This window comes from Verticiella sediminum (assembly GCF_007558815.1).
Classification (GTDB): Bacteria; Pseudomonadota; Gammaproteobacteria; order Burkholderiales; family Burkholderiaceae_B; genus Verticiella; species Verticiella sediminum.
Window position 1 is genome coordinate 99703 of record NZ_VLTJ01000002.1, and the last position, 21444, is coordinate 121146.

Sequence of the window (21444 nt, forward strand, 5' to 3'; positions counted from 1 at the left end):
TGTAAACCTAGACGATCTAAATAGGGTAATCATAGCCGACAAATGGGGTATTGTCTCTAAAAATACCTCATTACCAGTGTCTGACTACCCCATTCCCATTCCCAGGCCCAGGCCCAACTTTGGGCAAAGGCAAATGGCAAGGGAACGGCACTCAAGGGACAACGGCCCTATCCAGAAAAGGAAAAGGCCGCCCTGTCCATTGGTTCTGCAACACCCAGCCAACTCTTCCCTATGCCGTGCCGCTGCCCTCCGCAGCACTCAGGTAGTCCGCCCAGTCTTGCAACAGAGCCCTTCGCTGATCCAGCAGCAACGCCTTGTTGTACGTCGCCCGCACCTTGTTGCTTTCCACGTGGGCAAGCTGCCGTTCAATCGCATCAGGCCGGTACCCGTTCTCATTGGCCCAGGTCGAAAAGGTCGTCCGCCAGCAATGCGGCGTCGTACCCCGGCCCAGGTTCATGTCGCGCATCGCGTAGGTGAGCCGATTGGGCGTAGTGAAGCCCTTTCCGCTTCGGTGCGGGAACAGATAGCGCCCGCCACTCGTGATGCGCTGCAAGTCTTTCAGCACTGCTACGGCCTGCGTGGACAACGGGCTGACATGGTCGCGCCGCGCTTTCATCTTCGCCGCAGGCCGACGCCACAGTGCATCCTCAAAGTCGAACTCGTCCCACTCGGCATCCGCCGCTTCCCCTGGACGGCAGGCGGTCAGCGCAATCAGCCGCAAGCACAACGAGGTTTCCGGATAGCCCCGGTAGCTGCGCAACTCCTGATAGAACTTCTGGATTTGCTCTCGCGTCATCGCCGCCTTGCTTTCGCTGGCTGGCATGCGCAGCAGCCCGCGAAGACTGGGGATCGGATTGGCCTCCGCCAAGCCACGCACTACCGCGAATTCGAAGATGGCCGAAAGATCACCTTTGACATGGATGGCCGCCCACGCACCATGGGCCTTGCAATCCTCCAGCAGCGGGCGAATCTGCTTCACGCCAATGTCGCTCATCGGCATTCCATCGAACTTGGGTGACAGGTACTTCCTGATGCGGGACTCTTTCGTCCGGTAGGAACTCTGTGCGAAGACTGGCTTGATCTCGGCCAGATACGCTTTCGCAACCTTGGCGAATGAGCTTTCACGAGCGCGCTTGCGCTCCTCCAGCGCTTCCAGATTGCGCTGCTTGACCTGCTGCCGCTCATGGGCAGGATGGATGCCTTGCTTGACCAACGCGCGCGCCTTCTCTCGGGCCGCACGTGCCTCTGCGAGGCTTACTTGAGGAAAGCCGCCAATGGCAAAGAGGTTCTCCTTGCCTTGCAGGCGGTACTTCCACCGCCACAGCTTGCCGCCGGTGGGTTTGACCAGCAGGAACAAGCCCCCGCCGTCTGAAAGTTTCCAGTCTCGACCAGTCGGTTTGGCCGACCTGACCTTGAGGTCGGTGAGTAGGTTTTCGGGCATCGTTGGACTCCACTGCGGGGAAAAGTACCCCCACGGTTGAACACGAGTACCCCCAACGCTACCCCCGAATTTTCTGGACCTCGATGAACAATAGGAACGCTCAGCAGACCGTATTGTTTACGCAACCCATTGATTTACAAAGGGACAATCTGTCTACCAAGCGCTACCAAGCGCCACCGAGATCCAGCCAAAATCGTCAGACGTTGAACAAGAAATTCATCACATCCCCGTCCTGCACGATGTATTCCTTGCCTTCCGCCCGCATCTTCCCCGCTTCCTTGGCCCCCGCCTCGCCCTTGAATTGGATGAAGTCGTCGTAGGCAATGGTCTGGGCGCGGATGAAGCCGCGCTCGAAGTCGGTGTGGATCACGCCCGCGGCCTGGGGAGCCGTCGCGCCGACGCGCACGGTCCAGGCGCGCACTTCCTTGACGCCCGCGGTGAAATAGGTCTGCAGGCCGAGCAGGCGATAGCCGGCGCGGATCAGGCGGTCCAGCCCGGGCTCTTCCATGCCCATGTCGGCGAGGAAGGCGGAACGATCCTCGTCGGACAGTTCGGCGATCTCGGCCTCGATGGCGGCGCAGATCGCCACCACGGGCGCGTTCTGCGAGTCGGCATATTCCGTGAGCCGGTCAAGCAGCGGGTTGTTCTCGAACCCGTTGTCGCTGACGTTGGCGACGTACATGGCCGGCTTGGCGGTGATCAGGCCGAGCGGCTTGAGGGCCGCCAGCTCGTCGGCGTCCAGCCCGAGGACGCGAATGGGCTTGCCTTCGTTCAGGCCGGCCTGGACTTTCTCGAGCAGGGCGACCAGCTTGGCGGCCTCCTTGTCGCCCGAGCGCGCGGTCTTGCTGTGGCGATGGATGGCTTTCTCGACCGTCTGCAGATCGGCGAGGGCCAGCTCGGTCGTGATGACCTCAATGTCGGAGATCGGGTCCACTTTGCCGGCGACGTGGATGACGTTCTCATCCTCGAAGCAGCGCACGACGTTCACGATGGCATCGGTCTCGCGGATGTGCGCGAGGAACTGGTTGCCCAGGCCTTCACCCTTGCTCGCGCCGGCCACCAGGCCGGCGATGTCGACGAATTCGACCACGGCCGGCACGACACGCTCGGGCTTGACGATCTCGGCGAGCTTGTCCAGGCGAGGGTCGGGCACTTCCACGACCCCGACGTTGGGTTCGATGGTGCAGAACGGATAGTTCTCGGCCGCGATGCCGGCCTTGGTAAGCGCGTTGAAGAGCGTGGACTTGCCGACGTTGGGCAGGCCGACGATGCCGCATTGCAGAGCCATGGGGGAAACCTTGTGGGAAATTACGCCGATTGTAGCCCGGCCCCTGTACATTTCCCGTCCTGTCGTGTAGCGGACGCCGTTCCCGGTCTCGCGCGAATCGGCCCACGCGACGGGGCTGCCCGTGGTGGCGGACGAGGGCGCGAGCCCCATGGCCCGCGCTTGCCGACGCCGAATCAGGCGACGCGAATCCAGGGGTCGCCGGCGAAGCCCGTGCGCGCGCATTCTCGCAGCGCCCCGGCCAGGCACACGATGGCATCCGAAGGAATCGCACCGCGACGCGCGGCAAAGGCGCGCTGGATGGTCACCTCAGGCAAGGGTACGGCCACGTATTGCCTGGCCGCGGCCAATGAGCGCGCCACGGTGCGGGGCAGGATCGAATGCTCGCCTTCGAGCACCTGGGCTTTCAGGAACTGCAGCGCCTCGTGTTCCTGGCGTACGTTGAGCGACAGCCCGGCAGCCTCGAAGGCCGCCTCGATCGCCTGCCGGCTATTGTCCGGCAACGGCGTCTGCGTCAACGGCAGATCGGCGATCTGTGCCACCGTGCAGGTGGCCATGCCGCGCAGCGGCGAATCGGCCGAGCCGATCACGCAGAGCGTTTCGGTCCACAGCGGCTCGATGTGCAGCACCCGCGTGGGCGAGGGGTTGGTGAGCACCGCGCAATCCAGGTCGCCGGCGTACAGGCGCTGCTGCAGCCAATAACTGGATGCCTCGACGATGCTGGCGCGCATGGGAATCGGCGCGGCCGGCAAGTGGCGCGTGACAGTCTCGAGGAACATCGGGCTGACGGTGGGCGGCAGGCCGAGCCGTACGGTGAGGGGCTCGGCAGTCGCGGCGGACATCTGCTGCTTGAGCGCGGCCACGTCGCGCAGGATGGCGCCGGCCGTCTCGACGAAACGCAGGCCCTGCTCGGTCGGCTGCACGCCGCCGCGCCGGCGCTGCAGCAGCGGCGTGCCCAGTTCGTCTTCGAGGTCGGCGATCTGGCGGCTGACCGCCGACTGCGCGATGTGCAGCCGCTCGGCAGCGCGGCTGATGCTGCCGGCGGCCACCACTTCCAGCAGATAGCGCAGTTGTCTCAATTCCATGTCGCGGCCCGGTCATGCGGGTGCGGCATACCGGTATCTGAAATCCATGCAGAACGGCAGCCTGTGGCGACGTATCGTAGCGCCTTTCGCGAGGAGACCCCATGCACACCCCCGATATGCGCATCGCCATCGTCGGTGCCGGTGCCATCGGCTGCCGTATCGCGGCCCACCTGGCACAACGCGGCACTACCACCACGCTGTTCGACGCCTGGCCCGAGCACGTGCGGGCGCTGTCCAGCCTGGGGCTGGCGTTCGAACGCGACGGCGTCGTGCAGCATTGGCCCGTGCGCGCCTTCGCAGCCGATGCACCGCCCGACGAAACCTTCGACCTGGTGCTGCTCGCCGTGCGCAGCGATGCGACCGCAGCGATGCTGCCCCTGGTGCGCCGCCTGCTCGCGGCGGACGGCTGCGTGGTGTCGTGCCAGAACGGCATCAACGAGGGTGCGATCGCGCAGGCGGTCGGCGCGCAGCGCACGCTGGGCTGCTCCATGGTCATGGGTGCCCGCCTGACCGGACCCGGCCAGGTTCGTGTGCTGGAAGGCGCCGACACCCTGCGCATCGGCGAGCTGGACGGCAGCCGAAGCGAACGCGTCATCCGCCTGGCCGAATTGCTCTCGGCCTGCGGCACGGCCACCGTCACGCAGAACCTGCTCGGCTATCGCTGGATGAAGCTGGTGCTCAATGCCACCGGCAATCCGCTCCTGCTGCTTTCCGGCCAGACCGCAGCCAGCCTGCACGAGTCGGCCGAGGTTCGCCGGGCGATCATCGCACTGGCCGGTGAAATTCTCGCCACTGCGACCGGCGCAGGCATCGAGGTCGAGCCCGTGCTGGGCGCGCCCACCCGTCAATGGCTGGCTCCCTACGCCGGCGAAGACACCGAGCTGCACGCACGCCTGCTCGCGCACGGCGAAGCCCTGGGGCCGCGCCGCCTGTCCATGACCGCCGACTTCGAAGCGCGCGGCCGCACCGAGGTCGAACACATCAACGGCTATGTCGTCGCCGAGGCGATCGCGCAGGGGCGGGCCGCACCGCTCAACGCCTGGGTCCTGCAGGCCGTGAAAGCCCTGGAGGCCGGCACCGTTGGCCAAGGATGGGAGACCCTAGATCCGTTGCTGGCGCTGTACCGCAGCCTGTCGAGCACCCGGCGGGCCTGATTCTCCCGCAGCCCACCGATCGGCTACCGACCGGCGGCGGGCCGCCCCGGCCTCCGGCTCACGCCGGGTCCGCACGCGTATGAACCAATAACACCCTGGAGACACTCATGACCCCGACCTTCGATCCCCAACACCGCGCGAGTGGCCTGCGCGCCCTGCTGCCCGTCTGCCGTGCCGCGGCTGGCGCCCTGGCCCTGTCCGTCGCCGGCCTGGCCGCGGCCCAGAGCACCGACGCCTGGCCGCAGCGGCCGCTACAGGTCGTGGCGCCTTTCTCGCCGGGCGCAGCTACCGACCAGATCACCCGCACCGTCGCGCAAAAGCTGGCCGACAACCTGGGTGTGGCCGTGGTGGTGGAGAACCGCACCGGGGCGGCCGGCCGGATCGCCGCCGAAGCCGTCATCAAGTCTGCCCCGGACGGCTACACCGTCTTGTTCGGCGAACCCGGCGGCCTGGCCGTCGCGCCCGCCGTGTACGAATCGACCTCGTTCGAGACGCTGCGCGACCTGATTCCCGTGGCGCAGGCCGCCGCCATGCCGATGGTGCTGGTCGCGCATCCCAGCCTGGGCGTGCGCAACCTGGACGAACTCGTGAAGGCCGCCAAGGCCAGGGAACTGGACTACGGGACGAACGGCACGGGCTCGGTGCAGCACCTGACCGTCGAGACGCTGAACTCGCGCCTGGGCTTGAAGATGCAGCACATCCCCTATCGCGGCGGCGCCAACGTGCTCACCGACCTGGTGGCCGGCCAGATCCAGCTTTCGCTGCTGACGGTGCCCACGGCCGCCAGCTACATCCAGGCGGGCCAGATCGTACCGCTGGCGGTGCTCGACACGCAGCGCTCAGCCGCGCTGCCCGACGTCCCGACAGCCGGGGAACAAGGCGTGTCCGGCATGGACTTGCCGATCTGGGGCGGCTTCTTCGTACCGGCCGGCACGCCCCACGCCATCGTGGCCAAACTGAGCGCCGAGATCGAAAAAGCGCTGCAAGACCCGAGCGTGCGCGAGCGCCTGACCGCCGGCGGCAACGCGGTGGTCTACCGCGGCCCGGCCGATTTCCGCGCACTGGTGGCGCAGGACGTAGCGCGCTGGCCGCAAGTGGTGAAAGAGGCCGGCGTCAAGGCCGATTGACGGCATGCGCCGGAGGGGATCAGCCGCCCCGCGCACCGCGCGGGGACACATCGAGCCGGCCTTCTGCGGCTAGGACGGGCACGGCCTGTTCAAGATAGGTGTGTCCTCTGGCGCGTTGTGGTACTTGACCGCGTGACCGAACGTGAAATTCGTCGACGACGGCCCTCGCCGTTTCGCGATGCGCTGATGGCACGCCTGCGCATGCGCAGAGCCGCGCACCGCCGCTATCCCATCACGGCTGGCGACCGTGGCGCCAGGTAGCTGGCGCTCCGGCAAGGAACTCGGCACGGCACCGCATACGCCGGACACACAGCGTCGAATCACTGATCGTGACGAACGCTGGCGGTTGATCGCCGCAGGCGCGGGGAACACCATATCCGGCCGAGAACCGTCCCTAATTTCAGCGGTTCATCCCCGCATGAGCGGGGAACACTTCTCGCGCCCCACCATGTTCCGGGGGATGTTCGGTTCATCCCCGCGTGCGCGGGGAACACCGACTGCGCGAGGGCGGGGGAACTCTGATCGTCGGTTCATCCCCGCATGCGGGGGGAACACACGTTCTGCGATGCCTCGGCCTCCATCCGGTCCGGTTCATCCCCGCATGCGCGGGGAACACTCTTAATGCAACAGTTTGATTTTAAAAGAAAAAATCGACCCCTAAATTTCCACCGATTGCTGCACTGCAGCAATCCAGCACCGAGGCGAAGAAAAAGCGTACCACCGGGCGACATGCATCGGCTGGATCGCCGTCCATATCCTGGCCCTGCAAAGGCCATCCCCTCTGCGTCCACTACGGCATCGAAAATCTGCCCGCGTATACATGACTAGAACATGTCTCGCCACGTAGAGCCACAAGCGCACGAACATCAACACAACGTCGAGGGAGTCGATACTTTTCAGCCCGCGATGGGTGCAGCCTTGCCCGGGGCGCGTCACCCGTCCGTCAACTGAGGACTGTCCATGCATATTCCGCTCACTGGCGGTGCCTATCTGGTTGGCTGCGCCCTGTGCCAACACCGGCATGAACAGGAAGAGCCGTCGTCGGCAACAAGCTCCTTCACGCTACAGAGGAGCCAGAAGCATCGGCCGGCTACGCAAACTCGACGGCACGCCGCCCTGGGGCGCGGTGGTCAACCTGTCAGGCGCGCCCATCGCCGACAAGCTCCTGGACCGATGCTCGCCGCAAGCTACCGTGGCACAGCCGGGCGGATTGGACACGCGAGCTGGCAGGCTGGTTGGCCGCGCAGCCTCGGTGCCTGCGCGCGCTGCTGACGAGGCTCTGCATTCGGCTGGTACCGCGACAGCCTGTAGGTGGGCAGAGGCGCTGGCTGCGATGCTTGGGCGCACCAGCTAGCGATACGCTACAGCCCGCCCTGTCCAGGCCTTCAACTGTCGCCGCCCTCCAGCGGGCGAAACGCCACCAACCGAAGTCCGTCGAACTCCACGGGCTCTCGACGATTCTCGCCCAAGGTCTGGAATTCGTAGCCCGACTCGTGCGAACTCGCCCAGGCCATCACCACGCTACCGTCCTCGTGGCCTTCGGACAACTGTTCCCAGATCATCTCGCGGGTACGTCGGGACACGTCGCCGATATAGACACCCGCTCGAACCTCCAGCAGCCAGATCGCCATGCGACCGCGCAGGCGCGGCGGGACGTTCTCCGTGACGACAGCGAGAAACGCCATCACTGCGCCCTGTGCCCGGCATCGCCGATGCTTTCGGGGTTCGGGATGGCGGGCGGCACGGATTCCGGTGGGGCCTCCGGCGGGTCGATACCACCTGAGGCCAGGACCTCCTCGATGGTCGGGATGATGCGCGCAAGCAGCTTGCTCGAGCGGAACAGGTCGCGACAGGCCAGGCGCACCGCGCGCTCGGGTTGCGGTGGGTTCTTTGCCGCGATATGGAAGGCCAGCGGCACGACGGTTTCGAACTTGAAGAGATCCGCCACGTCATACACGAATGACAGGGGCTTTCCCGTATGGATGAAGCCCACCGCGGGCGCATACCCCGCCGCCAACACGGCGGCCTCGGTTATCCCGTATAGACAAGAGGTCGCGGCAGACAAGCACCGGTTGGGGACATCGGCCGCGTCCCATTGCTGCCGATCGTAGTTGCGCGCCTGCCAATCCACCCGATGCTGCCGGGCCAGCAGCTTGTACGTTTCCCGAACCCGGGCGCCCTCGATCCCGCGCAATTGCTCGACACTGCGGCGCGCCGGAGCGGCTTCGCCGAAGCGCAGCTCGTACATCTTGCGGACGACGAGCAGCCGCAGATCGTCGTCCAGTGCCAGCTTGGCCTGATACAGCAGACGATCGGCACGCGCACCGCCCGGCTGGCCACTGGCATACAAGCGAACACCCGCTTCGCCCACCCAGACGAGCAGCGTTCCCACCACCGAAGCGAGATGCACGGCGGCATGCGAGACTCGCGTACCGGGTTCGAGCATAATGCAGGCGACCGAGCCCACGGGAATATGGGTGCGCACGCCCGTCTGATCGACGACAACGAAAGCGCCGTCCTGCACGTCGATCTGACCGTACTGGACGAAGACCATCGACACCCGGTCCTTCATCGGCAAGGGTTTCAACGGCGGGAGCATCAGCTCACCCGCTTCACCAGCAAGAGGCCGCAGCCGAATCCCTTGGCCCTGCCGACGCCATGCAGAAGCGTCCGCGCCAGCGCATCGGCATCCTCGACCCTCGCCAATCCCTGATAATCGAGGGAAGAAAAACTCAGGCGTTCTCCCTTGCGCTCGAAACGATGCTGGAGATACCCGGACTGAATGACGGTGCCTGGGTCGATACTCAAACCCCACCGTTCGGCCCGCGTCATCAGCCAGTTCAGCCCGGCGGCCTCCATGGCCTCGTGCCGAGACTGCGGGTCGGATCGATGCTTCGCATCCATCAGGACATCGTGCCTCACCGCCCTGCCGTTCTCGCTCTTGCGGCTGACGACAGGATTGGCGCGCAGATCGAAACGCAGCCATTCCCCGCTGCGCAAAACGGGGGTATACGGCTTGGTCTGGACCGAGAACAGCCCAGGAGCGCCTTGCGGCGCACGCGCGGAAACCACGTAGTAAACGAGCTCCCCGCCGGGCAATCGCTCGGAGCGGAAGAGAAAGTCGCGTTCGGCCGGATCGCTGGCGAACAACTGCCAGACCAACCTGTGATCGCGATATGCCTCCCCCTGGCGGGCCCAGCGTTGCAACTGCGGCTCGGTGCGCATCGTTCCAACCAGGCGGGCGCGCGAGAAATAGTGCGTCGTCATGCGCCGCCCCCGGACACGTGCACATGTTCCTTGCGCGTCCTGAACTGCCAGCGTCGCCGCGACAGCGGCTGATCATGGCGCACGGTCGTAAAGCTCGCCGACATGCCGGCGGCCATGCCCTCGTCCCAATAATAGCGGGCAGGGGCAACATCGAAGATCCGCCGGTCCTCCCGACTGTCCCCCGGCGAACCCTTCTGCGCCAGCCCTGCCAGGGACTGCATCGGCGTCCCGTCGAGGGCCTGGCGGACCGTCTCGGCCTCGACCACCCTGGCGCCTACCGGCGCAGCCAACGGGCAGGATTTGCGGCCGAGATAAAGGGTGTAGCGCGGACGCGCCAGCGCAGCACCCAGCACGTCCAGATCGTAAGGAGCTGCGGCCAGGGCTTCGACAGCGACGATCGCCAAGCTGTCGCAGCGGTACTCTCGCGCGGACAGCAAGGTCTCCAGCTTGTGCGCATCCAGCAGCGACTGCCGGCGGGTGCGGAAACGCGCTTTGCGCGCGGGAACGCCTGTCTGCACGGTGTGGTAGTCCCGCAATGGGAAGCCGACCCCGGCAAGCTTCACGCCGAAACGGTAGCCCTGCGCCAAGGCGCTCTGCGCCGTCTCGTCATCGCGCGCGATGCCCAGGGCCGCCGCCAGCAGCCCGATCAGTGCGGATCGTGAAGGGTGGACGGCAGACGGGCGCGCCTCCCCGACGGCGATTTCACCCCAGCTCGCCAGCGGCCCGTACAAGCGCAGCACGAGGTAGCTCGCCATACCTCACTCCGCCACAGCGAAATCGATCAAGGCCTTCAGGCTGCCTTCGCCCTTCATGACGTCGAGGCTCAGGGACAGCGTTTCGGCGTCATACACCCGGTTCATGTTCTCGCGCACACGTTCGAGCGCCGCCACCGCATCGCTCGCGTAATCGGCACCGCCGACCGGCTTGAGGAACGCGAGCGACAACGAGCGCGGCTGGTGATCGCCCTTCTCCACTAGGCAATAGTGGGCATACGCACGGCTTGCGAAGGAGTTCTGCTTGCCGCTCGGCCCTACCTTGTGCGCGGCTTCGATCAAGGCGCGCAAGGCAGCTTCGGTGAGTGCCTCATCCCCGCCCAGGTTGCGCTTGAGCAGTTCACGGTCGATGCAGACGTACTGGTAGAAGACCGCAGCCGCGAAACCGGTCTCTCCGATATGCGCGGCGCCGGGATCGTCCTGGTTCAGGTCGTCCACCGCCGTGAAATAGTCGTCTTCGATGACAGTGGCATGTACGCCGAGCGCGTGCGCCACCTGCACCGCGGCTTCGGTGTTGTGCTCAGGTTTGGAGGCCAGCATGCGCCCGAACATGGCTACGTCCACCGCGGTCTGGCGATGCAGCAGAGCGTCCAGTTCCTCGTCCGTAGGCGCACGCTTTTCTTCGGCCAGGCGCGCCACCAAGGCATCCAGGGTCGCACGCTCCTGCGGCGCGACATGCACCAGTTGCTCGATCTCGAGCGGATTGTCCTTCTTGACGGCGCCGTAGACTTTGGCGATCTGCCCGGCCCATTCCCTGGCCGACTTTTCGGCCACCCCGGCCGCGATCAACGCATCATAGGCTTCCTTGCCGAGGCGCTTTGTGCGCGTGCCGACCTGGCCGGCGAGCTGCTGCTGAAACAGCTCGGACGTGCGCCACGCGCGCTTCAGGCTCTGCGACGAGACCCGCAGGCGATCCACGCCGCCCATGCGCGCTGTCTTGGGCTGGCCCAGATCGTCGCGATTCAGGTTGGCGGGCGGATACGACACCAGCAGGTGCAGTTGAATGAAGCGGGTCATGCCGTCGGTTCCTTGTCTTGTACGGTTGCCAAGGCTTTCTGGTCCTTGGCGGTCAGGTAATAGTCATGTGCCCAGTGCAGCTTGACATTGCGCGCCGGCGCGACCGTCACACTTCCCATCTGATCCAGCAGGGCGAGTACGTCGTTGGCCAACTGAGCCACATCGATTTTATTGCCGGCGATCTTCACGGCCCGCACGAGCTGCATGTGCGCATCCGCGGGAGAGGACGCCTTGAGCAAACGCTTGAAGCGGATCTCGTTCAGCAGCGGCTGCGCGTCCGCGCCCTTGGTCGCGGCGAGCCCGAGGTGCCAGAGCAATGTCTTGCCGTCCTTGGCGTCTTCGCGCACTTGAGCCAGCACCCCGGCGGCGATCGCCACCCGCTCGTACTCCGCCATGTCGGCCAGGGCACCGTCCGAATCGACACTGCTGCGATCCAGCTCTCGCGCAAGCACGTACGCCGCCCGAGCGAGCATCAGGTCGTCCGGGTTCGTCCCCCTTCGCAGCCGCGCCCGGTCGCCCCGATCGAACGAAAAGCGCCCGGCTGAAGGCTTGGGCTGATCGATGTCCCGGGGCTGCAATGCTTCCCACCAATCGCGGACGGTCTTGCTCTGCTGTGGCGTCAGGTACGGTGTGCGCCCCTTCATGCCGCTTCCTTGTTCTGGCTGTTCACGAACGTCCATGCCTCCTTGGCTGCTTTACCGTTGTTCAGATCCTTGCTCAACTGCACCTGAGCCCCGACGACACGTTTGAGGTTACGGTCCTCGACCGGCCCTCTCTGCGTCCAGTGCTCGAAACGCGACATGGCAACAGCGCGCACGGCACGCAGCCACCGCAGGATCACCGCGGCGACCTGCCCGTTATCCTCCAGATCGCACTGAGCGAGCGCATCGATGCAGCGGTAGAACTCGGGTTCGGACGCCTCCCAGAAGCTTTGCGGTATCGCGGGCTCGGGTGCTGCATCGCCGGGCACCTTGAACCATGCTGCCTTGACGTTCCTGTGCAATACGAAGGCGGCATCGGCGGCAACGTCGATCATCAGATGCACATGCCCGATGAAGGTGTTGTGCATCTCCGTGGGTACGGTATGCACAGGCAATGTGCTGTCATACCAGCACCTGGCCTTCATGTTGTTCATGTCGAAGCCGAAGCACCACAAACGCGTCTGCGGGCGACGAACCTTGGCGTGGTAGTGAGCCACCGTCGTGGCTGCCCTGGGCTGGGCGTTCGGCCGCCCCATGGTGAGCCCCAGCCAGTGCCGGTATCCGATACCTCCCGGTTGCCCCTTGACGGACAACGGGGGCGATTCACCTTTTGGATCCAGGCTGTAGGGCGTCAGCGGATGTACCCACGGCCCCGTATAGTTAGTTCCGCCATGGCGAGTGCGGTAATGCCGGAACAGCCGCACGCCATCCGCCCCACAGATCGCACACTGGCCTTCGCAGGCCGTCGCGGCGTCCAGCCGGATGCGCCGGGGCATGCTCCAGTAGGCTTGCAGAGGATGCACGGTGTCAGGGCTGGGCACGCCGAGCTGGGGCAGAGTTTCCCGCGCCTGCGCGCCGTCGCTAGTGCGTGTCGGTACCAGCCAGGGCAAGACCGAACCTGGTTTTTCGACGGGCGGATACGCCAGCGCGGGCGCAGGCATGACGTTCAACCACAGGCGTTGCCACAGGCTGGCGTCCTCGTCGCGCGGCAGCAGCAAGGTCGTCATCGGCCCACCGCCGCGCAGCGAAGTTCGTACACCACGACCGCCGGAGGGCGCGTTGATCTGCAGCGTGAACAGCGCCTGCGCTGCGCAGGACTCACAGAACCCCGGCTCGTCGGACGGCTTGTTGAAGAACCGGTTGCTCTCCGACCCGGCGTCGATCAATAGATCGAGCACGCTCAGGTGATTCGCATCAGCCGGCAGCGCCATGTCCTGCATGAAGGCGGCAGCGTCCCCTTCGAGTTCGAACGCGCTCAGCCAGGGGCCCAGGCGTTGCGCGAGCGCTTGGGCATCGGGAGGGTCTTTGAGGTATTCGCGCCACTCTTCGACATCCTCGGGGGCGAACGCGAGCTGCAATACGCCGATCAGGAGCTGGTAGATCGCGCCCTGGAAGTCCGGGCGGGGTGCGGCGATGTCGAGGTGTTCGGGCCGGGTGATCTCCAGCGCCGACATTAGGGAGGCGGTGCCGTTTTTTCGAACGACGGGTATCCAAGAACTGGTGATGAGATTCACTCACAGCCTCCGTGCCATGGCGACAATTCCTGTGGAATATGCCGCTTGGGCAGGGAACAGCATCGAAACAAAAGTCATCGAGAAACATCCCGTTGATCAGACAGCAATGATGCCGAATGAATCCAAGTGTCACAAAAGATGCGAAACTCGTCAATGAGTGTCACTACGCGGAATGACAACACTCCGCAGGTGCGTGATAAATGACAATCCCACATCACACCGAACGGTATCAGCGAAGAAATCGATCGCGAGTCCGCTTCTCAAGCAGCGCAACGCCATACACATGTCCGAAGCCTCAGTACCGTCCTATTTTCGCTATTGGGGCAAGGCACGCCCAGACTGTCTGGACGGGCCGCGCTATCATCAGCTTGCCTTCCACAGCCTGGACGTCGCCGCCTGCGGCCAACTCCTGCTGCAGCTCCCGCAGTTTTCGCTGCACCGGCTGGCCGAAGACCTGGGCTGGCCGCTCGCCGTGATCGAGGCCTTGGCGACATATTTTCTCGGTCAGCACGATCTCGGCAAGTTCGCCTCCAGCTTTCAAGGTTTGGCGCCCGGACTCTCGCCGGAACTGGTCCAGAACCACAAGGGCAAGGTATACAAGTACCGGCACGACACCCTGGGCAGGACACTCTGGGTGGACAGGCTCGCGGAGCGCCTCGAGAATCATCTGCCGGCATCGACGTCATCCTTCTGGCAGATCTGGATTGGCAGCGCGGTGGGCCACCACGGCAAGCCTCCGATGGAAGCCGGCAACGGCGGGCTCACCATCCTGGAAGCCCATCAGGACTTCACGACCGACGATGTCGATGCCGCCTGCGCCTTCACCAGTGAAGCTGCCCGCCTCTGGCTTCCGGACGAACTGCCGGTACCTACCCGCAAACAGGCCCCCGCGCTGAAAGCCCACACCTGGCGGCTTGCCGGCCTCGCGGTACTTGCCGACTGGTTGGGTTCGAATCAAGCCCTCTTTCCCTATCGCAGCGAGCCCATGCCGCTGTCCACTTACTGGGAGCAGATCGCATTGCCGCAAGCCCGCCGAGCCTTGCGAATGGCCGGCCTGAGCCCGCAGCCCGTGCAGCCGATGCCCAGCCCGTTGAAGCTGTTCGACCATCTCGAACACCCCACGCCGCTGCAGGCCCACGCCGCCACGTGTAAGCTCGATGCGGGACCTCAACTCTTTCTGCTGGAAGATGTGACTGGCGCCGGCAAGACCGAAGCCGCACTCATCCTCGCGCAGCGCCTGCTCCAGAGCCGTCAGGCGCACGGTCTTTACTTTGCGCTTCCAAGCATGGCGACTGCCAACCAGATGTATGAACGGGTGGGCCGCGTCTACCGACGTTTCTATATGCCATCGGCAAACCCGTCTCTCGTCCTTGCTCACGGCGCGCGCGAACTCGTCGATGGTTTCACCGACAGCGTTCTTCAATACAATGCGCAGCCTTCCGACCCTCGCTACACCGACGGGGAAGACACCGCATCCGTGCAATGCAACGCATGGCTGGCCGACAGCCGCAAGAAGTCTCTACTCGCCGATGTGGGCGTGGGGACGCTGGATCAGGCGTTGTTGAGCGTTCTGCCCGTGCGGCACCAGTCGCTGCGACTGCTGGGCCTGTCGTCGAAAGTACTCATCGTGGACGAGGTGCATGCCTACGACACCTACATGCGCGCGCTGCTCAAGCACTTGCTCGAAGCCCATGCTCGTCAGAACGGTAGCGCCATCCTGCTGTCGGCAACGCTGCCTGCATCCTTCCGTCAGGAGCTTGCGCAAGTTTACCGTACCGGGTTGAATATACAAGACTCAGAGCTTGCCGCCGACCTTCGATATCCACTCGCGACCCGAATCGGCCAGACCGTGAGCGTGGACACCTGCGACACACGCGCATCGCTGGTGCGCCGCGTGCGCATCGCCCCGCTGCATGATGAGACAACTGTCATCGACCTGCTCGCCGAGCAGGCCGAGCAAGGCCGCTGCGTGTGCTGGATCCGCAACACCGTGGACGATGCCCGCCGTGCCCACGCGATGCTCGAGGCTCGGCTGGGCCAGGGTCGGGCCGACCTCTTCCACAGCCGCTACGCGATGGGCGACCGCCTGGACATCGAAGCACGAGTGCTGCGCGACTATGGGAAAAAGTCGGACGGTGCAGTACGCAGGGGGCGGATACTGGTGGGCACCCAAGTGCTCGAGCAAAGCCTGGACTTCGACGTCGACATCATGGTGACCGACCTCGCGCCCATCGATCTCATCATCCAGCGTGCCGGTCGGCTGCAACGACACGCTCGCCTGGCGGATGGGACCCCTTCGCCGGACGGCAGAGAGCACCGACCCGAGCCGATTCTGTATGTGCTCATGCCGGAACCCAGTGAAGAGCCTGACAGCCATTGGTACGCTCGACTCTTTCCCAAGGCAGTTCATGTCTACCCCAACGTCGGCAATCTGTGGCGCAGTGCGCGCGCCTTGCTGCGGGCGGGGTACATCGTCAGCCCAGGCACGCCCGACGAGCCCGGTGCCGTACGCAACCTCGTGGAATCCGTCTACGGCGAACACACCGAAGATATTCCGGATGCGCTGCTGAGAGCCACTCATGAACAGCTCGGAAAGGATCTCGCCATGAACAGCCAGGGAGAATTCAATACGCTGGCGATGGCACAGGGTTATTGTTGGGACAGCAACAGCATGCTCTGGGACGGTAACGGCGTCGTTCCCACGCGGCTCGGGGACGAAACGCGAACCGTGTTCCTCGCGGTCGAGTGCAACGGCACGCTTCAATCATGGCGTCAGGACGGCACGCATGCGTGGGATCAATCCGCCGTCCGGGTGGATGCGCGACAGATCGCCGATCTGGGGCCGGCACTGAAAGTACGCTATGAGACGCAGATTCAGGCACTGCGCGATCGCTATCGCGTGCTGGAAGAGCCCGCGCTGGTCATGCCGGTGCTGCCCCGAGGCAATGGTGCATGGGAGAGCATTGCCGCCCGCACGGACGGCGACGAAGTCCGGCTCACGTATGACAACGTGTATGGGCTTATGTGGTGAAGTCTCGGGCTGACCAGCGACTGCGCACGGCGTCTTCGTACATTCGGGGCTGACAAGAGAATGCCTGAACGCAAAGGCTCATAAGCGGGACAGCATACCGAAGGTGCCTGAACAAATTTCTGAATCGGTAGTTCATCTGCGAATACGCAGGGAACACATGCTGCGCTCGCGTCGGCCAACTGCCACACCACGGTTCATCCCCGCATAGACGGGGAACATCACGACTGCTACGGCCCGGCGCGCGCCAAGCTCGGTTTATCCCCGCTCGCGCGGGGAACACATGGGCGCCGGCATGCCCGAGTACTTCCTGATCGGTTCATCCCCGCTCGCGCGGGGAACACTCGGGTACGCCGCGCAGGCCCGGGGACACGAACGGTTCATCCCCGCTCGCGCGGGGAACACCGCGTCCCGCCAGACCGGAGGCCGCACACAGTCCGGTTCATCCCCGCTCGTGCGGGGAACACCGCTCACGGCGACTCTTCAAGCACTTTCGCGGCGGTTCATCCCCGCTCGCGCGGGGAACACAGATGGTCGCACGGCATTGGCTCGACGAAGTGCGGTTCATCCCCGCTCGCGCGGGGAACACCACTCTATTCGCCCTGTAGTCGACACCATCGACGGTTCATCCCGGCTCGCGCGGGGAACACGGCGCGCTCGAGAAGGTAGGCCTTCTGGCGGACGGTTCATCCCCGCTCGCGCGTGGAACACCGCGGTCTTACAACGCCGCCTACCCTGACATCCGGTTCATCCCCGCTCGCGCGGGGAACACACCAGCACAACGGCCATGCCGATCTGAGCGGACGGTTCATCCCCGCTCGCGCGGGGAACACAGAAACTAGTCCGCCCTGAAACATCGTAAGTGCGGTTCATCCCCGCTCGCGCGGGGAACACCGAAGCTCGTTCGAAAGAGCGTCGATGTCGATCGGTTCATCCCCGCTCGCGCGGGGAACACGAACACGCCGGCCAGCTTTGCCAGCTCGCCGCCCGGTTCATCCCCGCTCGCGCGGGGAACACAACACGCCGGCCAGCTTTGCCAGCTCGCCGCCCGGTTCATCCCCGCTCGCGCGGGGAACACAGCGTCTGGCTGAACAACAGGCCGACATCGCGCGGTTCATCCCCGCTCGCGCGGGGAACACGGGTGATCGAGGATGACAGCCTGATCGACAAACGGTTCATCCCCGCTCGCGCGGGGAACACATCCTGCAAGCGCTCGCACATGCTCATGGCTACGGTTCATCCCCGCTCGCGCGGGGAACACTTTGGTCGGGTGACCGGACTTGCGCAAAAGGACGGTTCATCCCCGCTCGCGCGGGGAACACACTTAACGCAACCACTTGATTTTTAAAGACAAAACCAACACCCAAAATTCTACCAAATGCTGCGTCGCAACAACCCGCTCACCAACCGGCGCTCAAACCACCCCCACTCCATCCCCCGCCCGCACCACCCCGCCCTCCGTCAACTCCACATACACCCCCATGTCCCGATGCCCGAAATGCCGGTGGATCAGCCCCGGCACGTCCATGTCGCGCTCGGCGGTGGCAGGGTCCACTTCGGTTGCCGGGCAACGCACGGTTCGGCGCAGCACCCGCGCCCGCACCTGGTCGCCGATGGCGAGGTCGCGATCGATCCAGTCGTTTTCGATCCATGGGGTGTCGCTATCGAAATAGACGTTGGCCCGAAAGCGCAGGGGGGCGATGCGCTGGCCGCTGGCCTGTTCCAGTGCGCGCACGCTGGCGAGGTTCACTAGCGAGATGGCCGACATGTAGTTCGGTCCGCGCGCGGCGACATCAGTGAAGCGATGGCGTTCCGACTTCACCAGGCAGGGCTTGCCGGGCAGCTTGTCCGGTAGATAGGCCGCCAGGAAGTCCGAAAAAGCGTTCAACGAGGCGGGGTCATCGAGGTCGGCCACCAGGCGCTGTCCATCGGGCGCCTGCACGACGAGGCGTTCGCCGTCGTTCTCGATGCGCGTGCGCAGCGCGGCCAGGGCGGCGTGCTGCATGAGGACGACGAAGAAGGTCTTGCGCAGCGGTTTGTAGGCGGCGTCGTCGTACTCCCAGCCGCCGTTGGTGATGGCGAGGCGCCGATCCAGTGGAAAGCCGTCGCCGGCGGCGAGTTCGACGTGGTCCAGGGGTTCGGGCGAGAGGCCCTTGACGGGGTAGCGATAGAGGGCGGAGACGGTGGCCACGGCAATCTCGGCAAGCAGGTAGTGAAGAACGGCGCAGCACGGCGAGGTGCGCGGGACAGGCAACGTGCTACGACACGCGGTTGAAGAGGCCGGCCTGCAGGGCATGTGGCGGCACACGGCGGTCGGCGCCGGCCAGACGAGATATTACGTCGAGGCGGTCCGTGCGCGACGCGCTGCGGAGCGGATGCCGTTCACGGCCGTTCGAGCCACGATTCGTTGCCGGACTCACCCGGCGATCGCCCGCGCACCGGGCTTTCTCGGTGCTACAGTTCCCGCCATGACTCTCCCCCGCATCTCCGTCGCCTCCCTGGGCGGCACTATCAGCAGTACGGCCGCCGACGCCGCGAGCGGCGTGGTGCCGCGCCTGGACGCGGCGCAGCTCGTGGCCAGCGTACCTGGGCTCGCGAACGTGGCGCAGATCCACGCCGAGCCCTTGTTCCAGTTGCCCAGTGCATCGATCGGCTTCGCGGAATGCCGGGCGGCGCTGGCCTGGGCGCAGGCGCAAGTCGACGCGGGCGCGGCGGGGGTGGTGCTCACGCAGGGCACGGACAGTATCGAAGAGACGGCGTTTCTGCTCGACTTGTATTGGCAACGTGCGCAGCCGCTGGTGGTGACGGGCGCGATGCGCTCGCCGCAGGCGGCGGGCGCGGACGGGCCCGCCAATCTGCTGGCTGCGGTGCTGGCCGCGGGCGAGGCTGCGAGCCGCAAGCGCGGCGTATTGGTGGTGATGAACGACACCGTGCACGCCGCTCGCTGGGTACGCAAGCGGCACACGTTGGCGGTGCAGGCTTTCGAGTCCCCGGAGACGGGGCCGGTCGGCGCGATCATCGAGGGCGGTGTGCGCTTTCTGCACCCGGCTGCGCCACGTCTCGCGCCTCTGCCCGCGCCGGTGCGCGAGGCGCGCGTGGCGCTGCTGCAGGCGGGCATGGGCGACGACGGCACGCTCGCCCTGCTGGCGCGCGACGCGGGCTACGACGGCATCGTGATCGCCGGCTTCGGCTCCGGTCACGTGCCGTATGCCTATGCCCAGCACATCGACGACATCGCGGCCCGCATCCCGGTGGTGATCGCGAGCCGCACGGGCGCGGGCCCGACGACCCGGGCCACCTATGGCTACGTGGGCTCGGAGATCGATCTGATCCACCGCGGCGCCTTCATGGCGGGCTGGCTGGAAGCCCGCAAGGCGCGGCTGCTGCTCTGGGCGCTGCTCGCCGGCGGGGCGGACAAGCCGGCGATCGCCGATGCGCTGCATCGCTACGGGGCAGCGCCGCTGCCCGGCTGACGGGCCTCGCGCGGGAATCGCCATCTCGCTGGCGATGAGCCCGACCGCCCTGATCGGGTGCGCCTCACCGCTCCTGCGCAGGCTCCCGCTACATCGCCTTCAGGCTGTCTTCGACCATGGACGCCGCCCAGCTCAGCAGCAGCAACAGCATCACGGGCCCCGTGTTGAACATGGCGTGCAGCGCGATCGAGGCGCCGATGCCGGTGCGCACGCGCATCCAGCCGAGGACCAGGCCGGTCACCCACTGCGGCAGCACGAACAGGGGCAGCAGCCACCACGTCACGCCGCCCAGCGCGGTGAAGTTCAGCAGATGCAGGATGGCGAACGCAAACGCGGCGACGTGGAAGACGAAGGGGAACCAGCGTCGGTAGCGCCGCCATGTGCGCAGGCGCCAGCGCACGCCCGGCAAGCGCGGCCAGGCGGTGAGCGCGAGCAGGGCCGCGAGCAGGCTGCCGAGCCACGGGCTGCGCCCGTAGATCACGATCAGTACGAACGCCGGCAGCAGCCACAGCGCGGCGCCGGGACGGCGCAGGCCGAAGCGGAACATCAGTTCTTCGACGATGGGCGCCCAGACCAGGGCCAGCATCAGCGGCAACTGGGTCGGGTCGAGCCGGTGGCTCGCGCCGCTCATCGAGGCGACCGCGGCAGCGACCGGTCCCAGCACGGCGAGGTTCACCAGCCACAGCACCAGCACCCAGCGCAGCAGGCGCCCGATACGGATGCTGCCCACCCAATCGGCGGCCAGCGCCGGCATGGCCGCGCGCGGCAGGCGCGGGCCCGGCGTGGGGCGCTTCACGAAGCGCAGGAAGTCGCGAAACTCGTCGCGAAAGCGAATGACGCGGGCCTGCGCCATCAGGGGTTGTCGCCGTGCAACTGGCGGGTGGCAAGCTCGAACTTGCCGTCCATCAGGGCCGGAATCACGGCGCGGGCCCGGGTGAGCGCGCCATCGATGGCCTCGCCCTCCTCGCGCCGGGGCGGGTGCAGGACGAAATCCACGACCGGCTGGGCCAGGCCCAGGGTGCGCGGATGGCCGATGCCCACGCGCAGACGCCAGAAGGCCGGCGAGCCCAGCGCGGCCTGGATATCCTTCAAGCCGTTGTGCCCTGCGTGGCCGCCGCCCTGCTTGAGCTTGACGTGGCCGGGCAGCAGATCGAGTTCGTCATGCACCACCAGGACCTGCTCGGGCGGAATCTTGTAGAAGCGCGCGAGCGCGCCGACCGACTGGCCGGAGCGGTTCATGTAGGTCATGGGCTTGACCAGCCAGACCCACTCGCCGTCGTGACGCACCTTGGCGACTTGCCCGGCAAAGCCCTTCTCCAGCGCGAAGCTGGCCCTGGCATCGTCGGCCAGGCTGTCAAGGAGCCAGAAGCCCGCATTGTGGCGGGTTTTTTCGTAGTCGGGGCCGGGGTTGCCCAGGCCCGCGATGAGGCGGATAGGTTGCGGCATGGGTGGCGTTATACATCAACGGCGCGCGGGCTTCGTCGCGCAAAGCGGATTCGACCTCGCCCGAACGGGTGCGTTCGCGCGAAGGCGAAGGCGAGCGCACCGGCACTCCCGGGACGCAGCACCGGTCCCATAA

The 21444-nt window shown here is 65.7% G+C and carries 17 protein-coding genes and 1 CRISPR repeat array; of the genes, 4 read left to right on the forward strand and 13 right to left on the reverse strand.

The genetic code is table 11. The annotated features are described in order from the left end of the window. Nucleotides 1–229: 229 nt before the first annotated feature. The 3 genes from FOZ76_RS01100 to FOZ76_RS01110 all read right to left on the reverse strand — a co-directional run bounded on the left by FOZ76_RS01100 (nt 230) and on the right by FOZ76_RS01110 (nt 3811). Nucleotides 230–1441, reverse strand: coding sequence for a tyrosine-type recombinase/integrase (locus tag FOZ76_RS01100; RefSeq protein ID WP_143946275.1), 1212 nt, complete (start codon nt 1439–1441; stop codon nt 230–232). 196 nt (nt 1442–1637) lie between these two features. Next, nucleotides 1638–2729 (reverse strand): redox-regulated ATPase YchF, encoded by a 1092-nt coding sequence (ychF, locus tag FOZ76_RS01105; RefSeq protein ID WP_143946276.1) that lies wholly within the window; start codon nt 2727–2729, stop codon nt 1638–1640. 173 nt (nt 2730–2902) lie between these two features. Then, nucleotides 2903–3811 carry a LysR family transcriptional regulator gene (locus FOZ76_RS01110; protein WP_143946277.1) on the reverse strand — a complete coding sequence of 303 codons (909 nt, stop codon included), beginning with the start codon at nt 3809–3811 and terminating at the stop codon, nt 2903–2905. A gap of 101 nt (nt 3812–3912) precedes the next feature. Between FOZ76_RS01110 and FOZ76_RS01115 the strand changes: the two genes are divergently transcribed. Both FOZ76_RS01115 and FOZ76_RS01120 read left to right on the forward strand, forming a co-directional pair. After that, a complete protein-coding gene (locus tag FOZ76_RS01115; protein WP_143946278.1) occupies nt 3913–4965 on the forward strand; it encodes a ketopantoate reductase family protein in 1053 nt (350 codons plus the stop codon). A gap of 107 nt (nt 4966–5072) precedes the next feature. After that, nucleotides 5073–6092, forward strand: a complete 1020-nt coding sequence (locus FOZ76_RS01120) for a Bug family tripartite tricarboxylate transporter substrate binding protein (RefSeq protein ID WP_143946279.1) — start codon at nt 5073–5075, stop codon at nt 6090–6092. Nucleotides 6093–7477: 1385 nt separating this feature from the next. Here FOZ76_RS01120 and cas2e read toward each other — a convergent pair. From cas2e to casA, 7 genes are read right to left on the reverse strand one after another with little or no spacing between them, the layout of a single operon-like run. After that, entirely contained in the window at nt 7478–7777 is a 300-nt protein-coding gene (gene cas2e / locus FOZ76_RS01125) for a type I-E CRISPR-associated endoribonuclease Cas2e (RefSeq protein WP_143946280.1), read from the reverse strand. Continuing rightward, nucleotides 7777–8691 (reverse strand): type I-E CRISPR-associated endonuclease Cas1e, encoded by a 915-nt coding sequence (gene cas1e, locus FOZ76_RS01130; protein ID WP_211365916.1) that lies wholly within the window; start codon nt 8689–8691, stop codon nt 7777–7779. The genes cas2e and cas1e overlap by 1 nt, the downstream gene beginning before the upstream one ends. After that, nucleotides 8691–9359, reverse strand: a complete 669-nt coding sequence (gene cas6e / locus FOZ76_RS01135) for a type I-E CRISPR-associated protein Cas6/Cse3/CasE (RefSeq protein WP_143946281.1) — start codon at nt 9357–9359, stop codon at nt 8691–8693. The genes cas1e and cas6e overlap by 1 nt, the downstream gene beginning before the upstream one ends. Beyond that, the gene (cas5e, locus tag FOZ76_RS01140; protein ID WP_143946282.1) at nt 9356–10114 is read right to left on the reverse strand and encodes a type I-E CRISPR-associated protein Cas5/CasD; all 759 of its coding nucleotides are present in this window, start codon (nt 10112–10114) and stop codon (nt 9356–9358) included. Before cas5e ends, cas6e begins: the two co-directional genes overlap by 4 nt. Nucleotides 10115–10117: 3 nt before the next feature. Next, nucleotides 10118–11149, reverse strand: a complete 1032-nt coding sequence (cas7e, locus tag FOZ76_RS01145) for a type I-E CRISPR-associated protein Cas7/Cse4/CasC (protein ID WP_143946283.1) — start codon at nt 11147–11149, stop codon at nt 10118–10120. After that, nucleotides 11146–11829, reverse strand: coding sequence for a type I-E CRISPR-associated protein Cse2/CasB (casB, locus tag FOZ76_RS01150; protein ID WP_143946284.1), 684 nt, complete (start codon nt 11827–11829; stop codon nt 11146–11148). The genes cas7e and casB overlap by 4 nt, the downstream gene beginning before the upstream one ends. Beyond that, nucleotides 11790–13364, reverse strand: a complete 1575-nt coding sequence (gene casA / locus FOZ76_RS01155) for a type I-E CRISPR-associated protein Cse1/CasA (protein WP_143946285.1) — start codon at nt 13362–13364, stop codon at nt 11790–11792. The genes casB and casA overlap by 40 nt, the downstream gene beginning before the upstream one ends. A gap of 283 nt (nt 13365–13647) precedes the next feature. Here casA and cas3 point away from each other — a divergent pair, with 283 nt between their 5' ends. Further along, nucleotides 13648–16395, forward strand: coding sequence for a CRISPR-associated helicase Cas3' (gene cas3 / locus FOZ76_RS01160; RefSeq protein ID WP_170235245.1), 2748 nt, complete (start codon nt 13648–13650; stop codon nt 16393–16395). Between the two features lie 251 nt (nt 16396–16646). After that, nucleotides 16647–17714: direct repeats of the CRISPR family, unit length 29 nt; unit sequence CGGTTCATCCCCGCTCGCGCGGGGAACAC. A gap of 92 nt (nt 17715–17806) precedes the next feature. Here cas3 and FOZ76_RS01165 read toward each other — a convergent pair. Then, nucleotides 17807–18583 carry an MOSC domain-containing protein gene (locus tag FOZ76_RS01165; protein WP_143946287.1) on the reverse strand — a complete coding sequence of 259 codons (777 nt, stop codon included), beginning with the start codon at nt 18581–18583 and terminating at the stop codon, nt 17807–17809. A gap of 277 nt (nt 18584–18860) precedes the next feature. Here FOZ76_RS01165 and FOZ76_RS01170 point away from each other — a divergent pair, with 277 nt between their 5' ends. Next, nucleotides 18861–19865, forward strand: a complete 1005-nt coding sequence (locus FOZ76_RS01170) for an asparaginase (RefSeq protein ID WP_143946288.1) — start codon at nt 18861–18863, stop codon at nt 19863–19865. 88 nt (nt 19866–19953) lie between these two features. Here FOZ76_RS01170 and FOZ76_RS01175 read toward each other — a convergent pair whose 3' ends face one another. Then, nucleotides 19954–20718, reverse strand: coding sequence for a CPBP family glutamic-type intramembrane protease (locus FOZ76_RS01175; protein WP_143946289.1), 765 nt, complete (start codon nt 20716–20718; stop codon nt 19954–19956). After that, nucleotides 20718–21311 carry an aminoacyl-tRNA hydrolase gene (gene pth, locus FOZ76_RS01180; RefSeq protein WP_143946290.1) on the reverse strand — a complete coding sequence of 198 codons (594 nt, stop codon included), beginning with the start codon at nt 21309–21311 and terminating at the stop codon, nt 20718–20720. The genes FOZ76_RS01175 and pth overlap by 1 nt, the downstream gene beginning before the upstream one ends. Between the last annotated feature and the right edge of the window lie 133 nt (nt 21312–21444).